Annotated in this window: 10 protein-coding genes; 3 read left to right on the plus strand and 7 right to left on the minus strand. The window is 32.1% G+C overall.

All coding sequences use genetic code 11. From position 1 onward, the window contains the following. Positions 1 to 58 precede the first annotated feature (58 nt). From H0I32_RS03990 to H0I32_RS04000, 3 genes are read left to right on the plus strand one after another with little or no spacing between them, the layout of a single operon-like run. The gene (locus tag H0I32_RS03990; RefSeq protein WP_179314656.1) at positions 59 to 814 is read left to right on the plus strand and encodes a hypothetical protein; all 756 of its coding nucleotides are present in this window, start codon (positions 59 to 61) and stop codon (positions 812 to 814) included. Further along, the gene (locus tag H0I32_RS03995) at positions 814 to 1,209 is read left to right on the plus strand and encodes a DUF5675 family protein (protein WP_179314657.1); all 396 of its coding nucleotides are present in this window, start codon (positions 814 to 816) and stop codon (positions 1,207 to 1,209) included. Before H0I32_RS03990 ends, H0I32_RS03995 begins: the two co-directional genes overlap by 1 nt. A 3-nt stretch (positions 1,210 to 1,212) precedes the next feature. Then, positions 1,213 to 1,512: a hypothetical protein gene (locus tag H0I32_RS04000; RefSeq protein ID WP_179314658.1), complete on the plus strand. Its 300-nt coding sequence runs from the start codon at positions 1,213 to 1,215 to the stop codon at positions 1,510 to 1,512. Between the two features lie 558 nt (positions 1,513 to 2,070). Here the strand turns inward: H0I32_RS04000 and H0I32_RS04005 are convergent. The 7 genes from H0I32_RS04005 to H0I32_RS04035 all read right to left on the minus strand — a co-directional run bounded on the left by H0I32_RS04005 (position 2,071) and on the right by H0I32_RS04035 (position 14,819). After that, positions 2,071 to 3,630: a Fic family protein gene (locus H0I32_RS04005; RefSeq protein WP_179314659.1), complete on the minus strand. Its 1,560-nt coding sequence runs from the start codon at positions 3,628 to 3,630 to the stop codon at positions 2,071 to 2,073. A 278-nt stretch (positions 3,631 to 3,908) separates the two neighbouring features. Beyond that, entirely contained in the window at positions 3,909 to 4,871 is a 963-nt protein-coding gene (locus H0I32_RS04010; protein ID WP_179314660.1) for an endonuclease/exonuclease/phosphatase family protein, read from the minus strand. Between the two features lie 1,169 nt (positions 4,872 to 6,040). After that, positions 6,041 to 6,682: a 7-cyano-7-deazaguanine synthase QueC gene (gene queC / locus H0I32_RS04015; protein WP_179314661.1), complete on the minus strand. Its 642-nt coding sequence runs from the start codon at positions 6,680 to 6,682 to the stop codon at positions 6,041 to 6,043. Beyond that, complete coding sequence (locus tag H0I32_RS04020) at positions 6,669 to 9,950, minus strand: glycosyltransferase (RefSeq protein ID WP_179314662.1); 3,282 nt, start codon at positions 9,948 to 9,950, stop codon at positions 6,669 to 6,671. Before H0I32_RS04020 ends, queC begins: the two co-directional genes overlap by 14 nt. Then, complete coding sequence (locus H0I32_RS04025) at positions 9,947 to 11,371, minus strand: glycosyltransferase (protein WP_179314663.1); 1,425 nt, start codon at positions 11,369 to 11,371, stop codon at positions 9,947 to 9,949. The genes H0I32_RS04020 and H0I32_RS04025 overlap by 4 nt, the downstream gene beginning before the upstream one ends. Beyond that, complete coding sequence (locus H0I32_RS04030; RefSeq protein ID WP_179314664.1) at positions 11,368 to 12,201, minus strand: glycosyltransferase; 834 nt, start codon at positions 12,199 to 12,201, stop codon at positions 11,368 to 11,370. The genes H0I32_RS04025 and H0I32_RS04030 overlap by 4 nt, the downstream gene beginning before the upstream one ends. Before the next feature lie 86 nt (positions 12,202 to 12,287). Continuing rightward, a complete protein-coding gene (locus H0I32_RS04035; protein ID WP_179314665.1) occupies positions 12,288 to 14,819 on the minus strand; it encodes a DUF262 domain-containing protein in 2,532 nt (843 codons plus the stop codon). Between the last annotated feature and the right edge of the window lies 1 nt (position 14,820).

A 14,820-nucleotide genomic window follows, 5' to 3' on the forward strand; every position in this document is an offset into this window, starting at 1 on the left:
TTTGATTTCTTCTATAAATCTACCGTCTTTTGTCTCATAATCAAAATTTTAGAACATTATGGCAAAACAAACAGGAATTATTAAATTGAAAGGCACCATTGGTGATATTTCATTTTACAAGAGTGCAGACGGCTACCTTGCGCGTTACAAAGGTGGTGTTGATGGAAATCGTATTGCGAATGATCCAGCGTTTCAGAGAACCCGTGAAAATGGTTCTGAATTTGGACGTGCAGGGAAAGGTGGTAAAGTGATCCGAAATGCTATTCGGGTGCTTTTGCAGAATGCGAAAGACAGCAGAGTTGTGAGTCGATTGACAAAGGTTTTAGTGGCCATCACTAAAACGGATGCAGTTAACGAACGTGGACTAAGAACCATTGAAGATGGTGATATGAACACCTTGCAAGGTTTTGAATTTAACATCAATGGAAAGTTGGGTGCTACCCTTTTCACTCCTTATGTGACCACCTATGATCGTGCCACTGGTGATGTTGATGTGGATATTGTTGCATTTGTACCAACGGTGCGAATTACTGCCCCAACTGGTACTACACATTACAAGTTAGTTATGGGTGCAGCAGAACTTGATTTTGCTAATGAAGCTTCTGTATTTGAAAGTTCAGAAACCGCTATTCTTCCCTATGATAGTGTAGATACGGCTGCTATGAACCTTACTGTGACTTTGACCGCAGCATCCGTACTTCCTGTGATTCAGGTTGTGGGTATTGCGTTTTACCAAGAGGTGAACGGACAAATGTATCCGTTAAAAAACGGTGCTTATAACGCCTTATCTGTGGCACAAATTGACACTGTGTAATGACTGTGTTGCTCCAGAGAACCTATTATGAAGCGGGTACGCCAAGTGCCCTCTTCTGTAATGGTCAATTTTTAGGCTTTGCTATTGAATTGCCTTGGAAATCTAATCAACGGAATATCTCATGTATTCCTGAAGGTGTATATCCACTAAAAGCGCGGTATTCCGAAAAATTTGGGCCTCATTTACAAGTGCTTGATGTACCAGATCGTAGCTTGATATTACTACATCCTGCAAATGATGCGCAGCGTGATCTTCGTGGTTGTATTGCTCCTGTTACGCAGTTAACAGGTCTTGGAAAAGGGATTCATTCAAAAGCATGCCTTCAAAAATTAGTATCGCTATGCTATCAAGCTTTGGATAGAAACGAAAATGTATTATTAACTATTAAATCTTAAACCATGACTATTTTAGATCGTTATAAAACAACAACGCCAAAGTTCTTCAGAACTTTAAGAAATATCGGTATCGCCTTAGCCACGGCTGGCGGTGCTATTATTGCAGCACCAATTTCATTACCGGCATTAGTGGTGACGGTAGCCACTTATATGACTGTTGCCGGGACTGTTGCTACCGCAGTGAGTCAGGCTGTGATTATGGATGATGATGCTGATGCCGATGCTGCGACTGTAATTCCGAAGTCTCCGACAACAAAAAAACCTAACAAGGATCCAAAAGATTCTGCATCAAGTTCCGGATAAAATGACCCAAAATGTGACCCCTATTCGCTTTTCAATTCTTGGTGGCACGGTTTCCTCTGTGTGGTTTCAAATCACATCTGAAGACCTCCTCAAAACTGCTGTCATGGCTGCTTTTGGAGCTATCGTCAGTTATTTCGTTTCACTACTGATTAAACGCATACATCACTTTATTCTGAAACGAAAGAATAATAAAAAAGAGCTTCACTAGAGGCTCTTTTTGGTTAACGCAATCATTCAACTATCCTACAAAACCCTTTCCTATTATTTTTAACGAAAAACAAAAAAAGATAACTATCTCATTGGTGGTGTGGCGATGCTGTCAAGCTTTTTGGACAAAAAAATACGCCTAGTTTTAGGTTTAAAAAAATGATCCGCTTTTTTCGGCGGATTATTTTTTTCAAAACCTTTGGCTTGAGCTTTATAGCATTTTAGTGGTGGCCGATGGGAACCCACTATATTTGTGTTCTTTTTTTTAAACCAATAACTGAACACAACCAACAAACCAACCAACGACATGATTCATCCAAATATTTTCTAATTGTGCGCCAAGTTATTAGGCTATTCAATCTTTAAAAAAATATTGAGATATTGTGCTTCTATCTCTGCAACTTCTTCTTTTTTTAATTCTGTAAATTCTTTTTCCAAAGCTCTTTTTGATAAAGTACCATTATTCTGTTCTAAAAACCGAACCATTAATGCTACTAATTTGTCTGGCATTTCAAAATGATTATCTAAATACCTTTTAAATTCATCATATTTTTGCAAATAACTTACTTCTTCTGGAATCACCCTTTTTAAAGTATCCGCTACGCAATCATATAAAAATTCAGCTTGTTTGGTTGCATCAAAATAACGATAAAAATCAATAGTATTATTTGTTACTTCTATATTATTAGTTTCTGTTCGACTCCATGTTATATAATCTAATAACGGGTGGGAATAAGATTCTAAAACAGCTTTATAATCCTCTATATGATCTAAAATTGAGGAAGAAACAGGAAAAATAACCCCTTGTTGTGTTAATTTCTTTTTTGCTAAAATATGGTGTATAATATAACGATGTAAACGCCCGTTACCATCTACAAAAGGGTGTATAAATACAAAACCAAATGCTATGGTTGCAGCCGCTAAAACAGCATCGTAACTTTTATCCTGCACTACTCCATTTGTTGCCATTAAACCCTTTAGTAATTGTTCTATGTCATTTTGTTTTGCAGAAATATGATCTGGTATTGGTTCTCCTGTACTTCTATCATGCTGCCCTACAAAACCCCCTTCGTTACGTAACCCCATGGTTAAAAATCTAGTATTTTCAATAACTATTTGCTGTAAACGTTCTAACTCTTCAATACTTAAAGGTTTATCTCCAGCTTGCCCAATTGCTTTCCCCCAGCGCATAGCCCTGTTATTTCCAGGATTTTCACCTTCAATAGTAAAAGACGCTTTAGAATCTTTTAATAGTAAAAACGAAGATGCACGTTGTAATACATCTTTATGAATACCCTGTAAGAACCTATTTTTTTGATCGGATAAATTGGCATTGATATATTTTTCTAATTTTTCAGTTTTAAAAATTAACGGACAAAAATCTACGGTACCTGGAAGATTATTAATTATTTTTTGTCTTACAGCTTCTTGTCCTTTTATTACATATTGCATTTTAGCGTCTAACAACGGAATATATTTACGTTTTTTTAAATCGACATCTACATGAATCTGTTCTTGCTGAAGCCACTCATACAAAAACCAAATTTTACGACTATATTGACCACTAGGCTCTATATGTAATATATCTTGTACTTTATCTTTAGTTATTGCATTAAATAATGATTTAAACACTAATAAATTTATGCCTTCATATTTAATAGCAAACACCAACTGTTTATATAATGTTTCTTCTGGTTGGTAGGACGCAGGAAACACTTTCCATTTGCCGTTACTATATTTTTTGCTTTTGTCAGCTATTAATGCTAATGTGTTTGGAAATGGTATTGGTAACTTTAAACCTTCTATGATAGCACCGTAGCCCACTATTTTCCCTTTTTCAGGTATGGTTTTTCCTTGAAATATAGATGTTACTACTAATGATGTTACTACTAATGATGTTACTATTTCCATGTTTTAATTTCTTTGAATACTACTCAAAGATAACCAAAAACACGCGCGCTATTCATAAAAAATGAGCGCAAAATTGAAATCAAAAATAAAAACGAGCGCAAATTAAAATTTAAAAACGAGCGCAATTACAAAAAAATAAGCGCAAAACTCATTTAATAGAAAAAATAAGCGCAAAAAAATACGCTTTTTACGGCGTATTTTTTTTTCAAAACCTTTGGCTTGCACTTTATAGCATTTTAGTAGTGGCCGATGGAAGCCCACTCTATTTGTGTTCTTTTTTATACTTTAAATTCTGCCCATAATGGATAGTGATCTGAGATGAGCCAGGACAAACTATTATTGGTTAGCACTCGATTTTTTAAAGCCACATTTACAAAATCATAATTACCTCCATTTATAAAATCCATTGCTAATTTAGGACCACCATCATCACTATTGAACCAAGCGATTTGATCGTAGTACTTTGTTTTATTAAAAATGGACCTGGTTACTTTTTCGTCTTGTAATTGCGGTGGAACATAAAGCCCTTCAGATAAAAATGTTTGATTTAGCAAATCGCCACGAGCATCTATATTGAAATCGCCTAAGACAATAAAGTCTTGATGGTATGCATTTACATTCTCCGCCCATTCCCTGAGCCATTTGGCTATACCACGCAATTCGGGAATACGGCTATTCTTATTTTTACCATATAAAATATGCAGTGTTACTAGAATAAATGTACGTTTTCCTGATTTGAAACTTACGGCATACGGTGCTCTTACAAATTGATTTGAAAGCGCGTTATCTTTAATTGCATCTTCCCATTCTTCTGGCACTACAAGTTCGCCTGCTAATCCGGAAAGTTGTGCACGACGTGTATCAAATACATAAGCCATGCGTTCACCGTTCCCCACTTTTCCTTTGTTTACATCGGTTAAGATTAATGACCAATCTGAACCCAATACTTTTAAGGTATCCCTTAAAGCACGGATGTTATCTTTTACTTCTTGTACTGCTATAACATCAAAACGTTTTATAATTTCTGCAATGCATAGAATGGCATGTAAATCTCTTTTAGGTGAATCGTCATCATCAGAATCCCATTTACGTGTGAGGTTTCCAAATGCTCTAATGTTCCAGGTTGCAATTAGAAGGTTTTTATCTAATTGTTTGGAAGGTATTTTAATGTCTAAGTCGGCTTTTAGAAATTCTAGATTCTCTATAACTTCTTGAGGTGGTTGTTTTTGTATTGCATTCATCTCTCAATATACTACTATTGGTTCTTATTTCCAATTGTTTGATAAGCAGGTGATCTAAAAGGCGCGAGCCGACTGCGAGATGAGCAAGGGTGGTGTGATGAATAGCCCGTTGCATTTTTTTGCAAAAGGGCGCAGCACAGCAACGGTTTACCGCAAGGGTGGCGCAGTTTTTTGATTTGTTGTATGGTGGCTTACTGTTTATTCGCTTCGGTAAGTGTAGTGCCAATTTGAAGTTTTTGACGGTAGGAAAAAGCGAGGGTTGGTACTACTCTTACTTGCCAGGACAGCAGCTGTAGCATTTTTTTTATGGTTCTGCTGCCGTCCGTTATTGAGATCCTTTAGGTTTATTGTTTCGGTTTCAAAAAATGTGACACCCGTAGACCCACAGCTTTAACTCTTTTAAATCTTAACGTTTTATGGCCCTTTAATTATCTGTAAAAAGCTATTATTGAGCACCTCATTACTGTGGGTTTTGCCCGCAGCGACCCGCAGGCTCGCGAAATATTAAATAGCGGTTGTACCTTAATTTTTAGCGCTTGCGCTTTGCGCAAAACCGCTTTGGATTTTAAGGTACAAGAGTAGCTATGGGTGAGGAATAGTGTAGTGTGTGGCATAGTACAAATACATAGTGCTGCGAGGACGTGTCGCCGCAGTAGTGCTATTTATGGTTTGGGCAAGGGGTTGGTTTGAGCGGTTACTTATGTGGTTTGCGAATTATGAATAAGATCCCCACTTTCGTGGGTACTGTGCCTTGCCCAGATGTACTATATAACAAAATGGAACGCCTGACGAACACCTTATTACCTGCCTACCTTGATTTTGATGTTAGTACTATAGATTAAATAAAGGACGCGTTGTGCTTTGGTAGAAGATATTGTTTTTGGGAATGTAGCGTCTATCCGATAGGTAGGTGCGAAATGGACATCACTAGTATTGGGCGCTTCGATTTTGCTAAGGACAGGCTTTGTTGGAAGCTCTTGCGATTGATAGCGTGAAGCTTTTCGTGAAACGGCAGAATGAGTAAGTGCTGGAAATGTAGGACATTCTCTTTTTACTCTTAATCGAAGCTAATTAGTTTCAATCTTCCTATGCAGGTCGAATCTTTTTCGTTTTGATTGCGTCAATTCATACTATACTTACCGATTAACTCCTTAATATTCATTCTTTTTTCACTCTATTTCTATTCTATTAAAAGCATCTTGTTTAACCAAACAACTCAAGCAGCTACCACATTCTTTATCATTAAAAGGTTGATAACAACTAATAGTTCTATTTAAATCGACATCTAACTTTTTAGCTAATTGAACAACCTCCTTCTTTGTTAAGTTAATTAGTGGTGCGTGTACTTCCGTTTTTGATTGTTCTGAAATCGTGTTTAATTGAGATAAAAAAGCGGTAGTACAATCCCAAAAGTTAACACAGTCGTCCTTATTAAAAGCCACGTAAATATCATTAATTCGGTAAGATTCTGCAAGGCTAAGCGCCATACTCAAAAACACTAAGTTTCTATAAGGGACATAGGCGTTTTCTTGCCCTTCAGGTTTTTCTCCTTCTTTATAAGTAGATAATTGCTTATTGCTATTCACAAGAGCAGAACTTGAAAAGAGTTGACTATCTAATTGAATTGTTTTATGTTCAATTACATTATATTTTTCAGCATTTTCTTTCGCAAATTCAAGTTCTATTGCGTGTTTTTGGTCATAGAAATAACTAATCGCTAAAACTTCTTTATTTTCCTCTTTTAGTTTAGCTAATAACGTTGTAGAATCAATACCTCCACTTAACAGTAGTATTACTTTATTTTTTTCCATTATACTTTTTGTATTGTTTTTTCCATGTTGAAGATATTTTTGGTTTGCTAACGGCTGCTTTTTCATGTCGTGGAATAAAATTCCCTTGATTCTCTCCATAGTCTGTAAAATTTCCACAATATTTACAAAACTCATTTAACAACTTAGATATTGACTTATCAACATCTTCTAATTTTTTTACTCCAAGGTTTTTTTCAAAAACACGATCAATACCACCAGCTACACCACAAGGATAATAACCTAGTTGATTTAAACCAATTCCACAATATGACGTTACCCAACAACCTTTACCATACTCTTGATTAATTAAGTTCATATTGTCCATTGGAGCATCGTTAAATGGCGAAAAGTATGGTACTACTCTTTCGTCTTTAAATGACGCATAATCAATAATTAGATTTTTGTGATTTGGAAGTAGCTTTAATCTACCTTGTACTATTTCTCCAAATCCATTACTTGTAATTTGTAATATTGTATCTGGTGCATGTGGAATTATATAATTGTATAAAATTGCATTCACAATTTCAATAAAATCAGCATGTATTGTAGGCTCACCTCCTAATAGATTAATAAGCTCCCATTTTTTATTTAAATCTATTGAATCCTGAATAAACTCTTGAATCTGTATTAGTGACATACCTTCCTTTATTGGCGCTTGCGTAGAAGATCTATTGCAGTTTATGCATTTTAAATTACACTCATAGGTAATGTCTATTTCAATTTTTTTAAAATTTGGTAAAAACGTTTTTCTACCTAAAAAAACGTCTTTGGGTGATTTTATTTTTTTTGAAAGAACCTCATCTATTATTTCATTTTTTCGCTTTTTTACTTCAGGTGTATTTATTGTAGTTCTATCATGTAAAATATTAAAATGATTAACCCACATTGGGTTAGATGACATCTCTATAATTGGAATCATATAAGTATAGTCGGTACAGTGTTCTGGAAACACCATTTTCTGACTAAACCTTTTAGATAATAAAATATCATCTATTTGCTGTTGTTGATTTTTAATTTTAAGGTCTTCAAAACCTAAAGAATCATATAAATACTTTTTAAAACTTCTTATATGTTGCCAAACATTTCCACCATACAATCTAGGGTTGGTGAAATTAGGTGTGTATTTGTAATGTGCATGTAATTTATCTGTTCGGTACATTTTACCAATAACAACATCAGCATCAAAATAAGAGTACTTCTCAAAAACATTTTTTAGAACATTTTTGCCTATTAGGGCATCATCTGCATCAAGAATACAAATAATACTTTCTTGATTTTCTGTAAAATAATGGATCGCTTTATATGTATTTTGAGCAACACCAATACTGAAACGATTTTTTATAAATGTAATTCTATCTTGATATGGCTTTATAAGTTCCTTTATAAAATGACTAATTCCATTATTTGATGCGTCATCAATTAAAACTAATCCCCAATCTTGGTTTATCTGACTTAACAATGAACACCAGTATCTCAAGAAACGTGAAAGCGAAATATTTCTAAAACAAGAAATAATAACTAGGTCTTCATTTCTTTTTGTGTTTGTCCAATCGTGATATGAACCTGCCAAATCAAATTCATTAATTTGTTTCTCAGGAATTTGAAGCTGTTCAACTCTATCTATTGTAGTGAACCAAACATCTTTATCTGATTTTTTAAAATTTTGAGGATGGATGAAAAATGAGCGACTATCTCCTCCTCGAATGGAACAGGTTTCCGTTTCTTTTTGCCTTATTTCTAATGCTCTATACCAACTTAACTCAAAAGCGTTTTCAACCAGTTCATTTTTTAATGGCAATACATGATCAAAACGACTTTTCTTCAATAAACAAAAGCGTACCTCAGGTACAAATCCTCCATTTTCAAAGCCGAAATATGGAGTAAACGAGTTCTCTTTTCCTTTATAAATATTGAAACCTACTGATAAAACATTTTCGTTTTTATCTAACTCCGAGATCATATCATTAAGAAACGAGTGTTCTTTAGACAACCTACCAACTATTGCATCACAATCTACCTGTAACACATATTCACTTTTTGCACTTTCAAAAGCAAAAAGCTGAGCAGATACAGGAACTTTTTTTATGGTATGTGTTGCATTTGTTTCAATGCCAAACCATTTTTTATTAACCCTTACAACATCATTTTTATTTGGAAATATAAACTTATCAATGATTAAATCGTCAACAAGTTTTTGAGATGTTTCAATTAATTGTTGCCAACTATTTTTCCCATTATATTCTCTAAGAAAATCGGTTTGACGAATGTCTAACGCTACTATTTTTTCATTAAAATTATTTGGAAATGAGAGTTGTCGTATAATATGTTTTACAGATTCGTATAAAACTTCAGAATCCTGAATACACGCTTTTATAACCAACGATACCTTCTGTTTTGGCTCGATAATTTGTTGTGTTTTAAGAATAATATTTTTAGGAGAAAAATAGTTTCTTTCATCTATACTAGGTGTATCAAAACCAACTTCATCAAGATAAATATTCTTATTTATGAGTTGCCAAAATAGTTGTTCTGCATTGAAACTATCCTGATAAGGTAAACTGTAATTACCTTCATTTCTAATTTCTGGACCTTCATTTACAAACGTGTTGTTATCTAGTTGTTTAGTTTGTATGGCCGATTGACTTTCTTGAAAAATTATACTTGTAAATAGATCATTCATGAAGCTCTGCAAGCCTTTTAACTCAGGTATATCAAAGTTATTTATTGCACTTCTACGTAATTTGTTTAAAAAAGATTCGCTTTCATTTGAATACTTAACAAAAAGAAAAGCTCTTGTAGCCATATTCAAAAACAAATTATCTGTAAACTTATCAGGTTCGTAGTCAATCCATTTTAATTTTTTATTTACTCGAACAAAATTGTCTGGCTTTATATCTTGAAAAATCAAGCGTTTTTGCCAACATTCTACTAAAAATTTTTGAATTTCGATTTGCTCAAATGCGACACAAGTTTCGCTTTTTTCAAAAGGATAGGTAAGAATGAAACAATCATTATTTAATTCTATTATTTCAGTAATAGGATAAAAAATGGTTGAATTGTCAATCTTGCTTTTATTTAATTGAATGGTATTAAATATATGACGTTTATACTTTAATGCCTCATAATTCTCCAAAAGAAACACCTTAAAAACTAAGTGTTCATCGCGGAAAACAACAGAAGCTTTGCCTGCACCCAAGAAGTGAAATTTCTTTTGAGGAAAGTTACTTTCCAATATTCTTAAACCAGCAGCTATTCTATTGTCTATCATAATTTTTTCTTTATGATATTAATTATTTTTTTTCCTTCATAAAAAGATTCTATTTGGGTAGACTTAAAAAAAGCATTTACATTATATATTATTTGACCTCCTTTATTTGAAATGAAGAAATTACTGTTTTCAATAAAAAAATTCCATTGATGTAATCCAAAGTAGTTCGTGTATTCTCCTTCCTTTATGTAATGTTCCATAATTAAAATCCCACTAGGCACTAGTAAATCAATTGCGTTAGATATTACACCAATAGGATTGTATGTGTGATCTAAAGCATTTTTTGAAAAGATTACTTCAAATGAATTGTTTTCAAATTTCTCATTTAGTTTTTCAGCTTCACATTTAATTATTTTCTGACTGTAAGTATTAATGCTATGCTCTTCAAGTAAAGCATGGTAATTATCAGCCATAGAATCTACTAAAGTCCTATCGATAGTATAATTTTCAAGATGTACTCCAGATTTAGGAAACGGACCACAACTAATATCCAATAATCTTATTTTTTTATGAGCAAACTCCTTTAATTGCTTTTCAATTCTTTTGTTTAAAGGATAGTCTAGCTTCCAAAAATTCTCAAGACGCTCTTTATTTTTTAGAATATTAGATTCATGAAAGGACATACCACCTTTGCTCATATAATCATTCCATTTATTATGAATATCTGTTAGTGGACGTTGACTCAGGCAATAATTATACAATTCCTCTCTACTTTGAGTGTATTTGTTTTTATTCTTATTCTCATTAGTTAAAACCCCATCCAATGAATAAAAGCAATACAGTAATTGCTCGTCAATAAGAATATTTGTTTTTTCTTTTTGTAAAAGAAGTAAAACCGTGAACCAATGATCTTCGGCACTCACTTTTTTAGGATATTCTATTGCTACCGTTGGCTTAATAAATGTATTGCATGATGCTAATTCTGCTTTTGGATTTCCTTGTGTCATTTCAAAAAGTTGGTCGATTAAAAAATCATCTTTCAATAATTCTTTACTTGGTTTATTTTCCCACTCCAACACATCTCCATTAAGCAATTGCTTGTTTCCACACATCAAGACATCAAAATTATGCTTATCGTACAATGCTTCAACATGACTAATTGTATACTCTGAATAAATAATATCATCAGCATCCAATCTTCCAATTAAAACACAGTTAGGATAATTTTTCCGAGCGTAATCGTTTAAAAAATTCCTATTTAAATAGGCTTCATTAAAATCAACATTTAATAAAACTACATTTGGATTTTGTAATGCAATATTTTTTAAAATTTCTTCAGAGTTATCCGTAGAGTTATCTATACCAACTAGCAAAACAACTTCTCTTTCCGTGTTCACTTGTTGCAAAACCGAATTAACAGACTTGCTTAAAGTTTTTTCTGCATTCTTTAAAGGCATACATATTACAATTTGTTCTCTCATCTTTCTTCTATTGGAACGTAACTGAAATAATTCTTTGCTCTAGTAAGCGACTTTAGATATGCTTCTTTAGAAAAGTACATCATATACTTCTGGTAAAATAAGTCTAATCCTTGTTGTTTAAGAAAAATAATATTGTTCACTTTGGCTTGTTTGTGGTTGTAATGTAATACACCAACATTCTCTATAACTTTAATTTGACGTGATTCATTATTCCACAAAAAACGAATCATTAAATCTCTATCTGTAGTATTCGGCAGTGTTTCATCAAAACCATTAATAGCAATTAACGCTTCTGTTTTAAAAAACATATTACTTCCCTGAACTCCAGGGTTTCCTTCAAAAAAATATTTAGGAGTTAATTTTTGTAAGTTTAATGGAAAATTCATTACTGAACCATCTACATTTCTCCACTCTAAGCATTGAAAAACAGCTACTGTATTATCTTCGATTTCAGAAATACAATCTGATAAATGGCTTGGTAAATATTCATCATCATCGTCTAAAATAGAAATAAAGCCATTTTTAAAAGACAAATAAGTCTGTTTAATCCCAGTGTTCCAGGCTCCTGTTCCAGATTTAAATTTCACACCGGTATTTCTTATAATATCTGTAGAAAATTGATTACTAGAAAGGTTAAGCTTTAATCTCAAATTCTTAATTGCTTTTTTAATATAAAAAAACTCATCAGCTTCTTTATTATCATCGACAATTAAAACATTAACCAACTCGGAATTCACGCTCTCTTGCTTATAAACAGATAATAAACTTCTGTTTACAAGCCAATCTGTGCGCCTCATTGATGTTGCTATAAGTATTGTAGTTTGGGGCATTGTGACTATTGTAAGGATTTATTAATAAATTAAATATTGTACTTCTTCTTATTAATTACTGAAAAATAGTATAATTACACTTAGTCTTAATTTTCACCCTTTAAAGTACTAACTAAATCATTAATCTCCTTTATAGTTTCCTCTGCTGAAATTATATTTTTAATATAATTATCGGAAACTGCATTAAACCTTAAGTTTGTTAAAATGGTTTTAATATCATATGATAACATACCCTCTTTAGCAAAGAAAACTAAACAATATTTACTTGAAATAAATTTCACATCCAATGTGTACGTATAATTATCTGTTTTCCAATCTAAAAAAGCACATGGAAATTCTCCCATTTCATTTTTAGGAGCAACATGATAGTCTATTTTATTAAAAGGAGGAAAACTCTTTCCTTCAAGATGATTTATAAAAAAATCTAAACTAAATAACTCATAATGGGCACCAGTATAAGTTTTGTAATTGTCTTTTATTAATACCCAACCATGATTCGAAATATTTCTTATGTACCTCCAATTACCAACATATTCAAACAACTCCTTGTTGGTCACAAAAACTTTCCTCCAATCATCAATTGTATCCTCAGAAATATTTTTGTCTATGTAAGATTGAAATGATTCTTTAATAATAGAAAAATCTAAATCAAAAACTTCCAGGAGTGCTAAATTGGTTTCTTTAGAATTTCGATCTCTAAAGAATAGCCTTTTCCAGCTTACATCACGACCAATATCTCTACCAAAACATTTATATCCTTTTTCATTTAAAAGATAATCACTTTTAGATAATAATGCTCTTTCAAAAATACGTTCAGAGAAATCTTCCTTCCTATTAATTTCCTTTTTATCAAAAAGTTTATTTATTTTTAGAGTCGTTTTGTTAAAGTTTTCTTTTTTATTTAAATCTCCTAATAAGGCAATATTAAAATCATCTTTAACTAATGAAATAGCAGCTCTAAAAAACCAGAAATTTAGTTGTCTTTTGAAATAGATAACTTTTTCAGCTTCTAGGATTATTTTTTTCCAATCGTCATCAGTAAAGAGTCTATACTTTAATATCTCTTCTAAAAATTGCTCTTTTGTAAACACAGACTTTGTAGTGTATACAAAATTCTCAACCCAATCAACAATATTATAATTAAAGTCTTTTAAAGCAGTATTTAACTGATCTATTTCATAAATAGCTTTTTGATATAAGCTCGGATTGTCAATTATGGCATTATCAAAAAGATTAAATAAAATTCTATGATATTCTTCTAAATGAATGAAATCATCATCTGTATATTCTTTTAAAGCTTTTTCTTTATGTAAGATGAAAGAAAGTGTAATGAAGTTTTTAATTAAATCCGGCCAACTTGGATTGATTCCTTTTGAAGAAAATTGAAACTTAAAAAAATCTTTCAGATACTTGTCACTTTTCTCAACAGAAATTCCTTCACAATAAATTAAAACCTTTAAATAGTTTTCGATATTATTTTTAAATAAATCATCACATAAATATTCCCAATCAAAGAAGGAACTATTGGTAACTATATTAATAACTTGAAGTTCTTTTGCTTCTTTATCAAAACTAGTTCCATTTAATTTTATTATTTTTAAATTATCGTATAAAAATAAAATCTTAAAAAAATTAAAATAGACATTATCTATAGAGAAAATAGCATCACCTTTTTGATTCCAAAAAATGTCATTCCATTCAACATCAAACTTTTTTGAATGTGATTCCCAAAGAGAATTTTCAATTAATTCTTTTTCCTTAATCAAATCGAACAACCATGCTTTAAAATTCTCAAATGAGGACAATTGCTTACCACGTGCATTCATTTTAACATAAAGCTCATCTGATAAATTAAAATCCTTCAAATCCAAAAAATCAAACCATAAAAGTTGATTATCCGTTATATTAACCCAGTATTCCTTCAACTGTTCTTCATTATGAGATTGCAGTCTTATATGAATATCTTGAATCATTATCAACATTGCTTTTACAGTAGGGTCGTTTAACCAAGAAGATGAAAAATGTTCTAAATTGGTGATTTCGTTATAAAGTTTCTTCTTTTTTAAATCCTTTTCAATTTGCTCATCTAATTCAAATTTTAAAGACATGTCTACGTCTGTTAAAAGCTTTAAAAATGAAGTAGAACTCTTTCTCGTTTTATAACGGAATCTACTTAAAATATTCAATCCTTCCAGATTTCCTATTCTTTTAGCAATGTACCAATACATTAAAAACAGCGTAGTTAATCTTTGTTGACCATCTAAAGGAATTAAATAAACTATATCTGATTTTTCAGAAGACTTATCTTCCACTACAATATCTTTTAATGTTAGATCTACTGTCAAAGCATAATCTCTCACACTATTTACTAAAGACTGAATAGCATTCTTGTTTTTTCTGTTTTCCTCTTCGTTTTTTAATCCATAGACTTTCCCATAGACAAAGTCTAAAGAAAGTGGTTCGTTTTTATCTAATGCTTTACATATAGAGTCTAAAAAACCTTTCCTGACTTTAGTTGCGTGTACTGTTTCTCTTCCTTGAGCAAAATCTCTTTGTATAGGAGGAATTTCAATTCCAAATTGATTTAGAATACTCCAAAGCGTGCTATTTTCTTTCATA

Source organism: Winogradskyella sp. HaHa_3_26 (assembly GCF_019278425.1).
GTDB classification, from domain to species: Bacteria; Bacteroidota; Bacteroidia; order Flavobacteriales; family Flavobacteriaceae; genus Winogradskyella; species Winogradskyella undariae.

What these genes read in the sequence shown, in the direction of transcription:
- H0I32_RS03990 (WP_179314656.1), top strand. Translation starts at nt 59, where the DNA reads ATGGCAAAACAAACAGGAATTATTAAATTGAAAGGCACCATTGGTGAT.
- H0I32_RS03995 (WP_179314657.1), top strand. Translation starts at nt 814, where the DNA reads ATGACTGTGTTGCTCCAGAGAACCTATTATGAAGCGGGTACGCCAAGT.
- H0I32_RS04000 (WP_179314658.1), top strand. Translation starts at nt 1,213, where the DNA reads ATGACTATTTTAGATCGTTATAAAACAACAACGCCAAAGTTCTTCAGA.
- H0I32_RS04005 (WP_179314659.1), bottom strand. Translation starts at nt 3,630, where the DNA reads ATGGAAATAGTAACATCATTAGTAGTAACATCATTAGTAGTAACATCT.
- H0I32_RS04010 (WP_179314660.1), bottom strand. Translation starts at nt 4,871, where the DNA reads ATGAATGCAATACAAAAACAACCACCTCAAGAAGTTATAGAGAATCTA.
- queC (WP_179314661.1), bottom strand. Translation starts at nt 6,682, where the DNA reads ATGGAAAAAAATAAAGTAATACTACTGTTAAGTGGAGGTATTGATTCT.
- H0I32_RS04020 (WP_179314662.1), bottom strand. Translation starts at nt 9,950, where the DNA reads ATGATAGACAATAGAATAGCTGCTGGTTTAAGAATATTGGAAAGTAAC.
- H0I32_RS04025 (WP_179314663.1), bottom strand. Translation starts at nt 11,371, where the DNA reads ATGAGAGAACAAATTGTAATATGTATGCCTTTAAAGAATGCAGAAAAA.
- H0I32_RS04030 (WP_179314664.1), bottom strand. Translation starts at nt 12,201, where the DNA reads ATGCCCCAAACTACAATACTTATAGCAACATCAATGAGGCGCACAGAT.
- H0I32_RS04035 (WP_179314665.1), bottom strand. Translation starts at nt 14,819, where the DNA reads ATGAAAGAAAATAGCACGCTTTGGAGTATTCTAAATCAATTTGGAATT.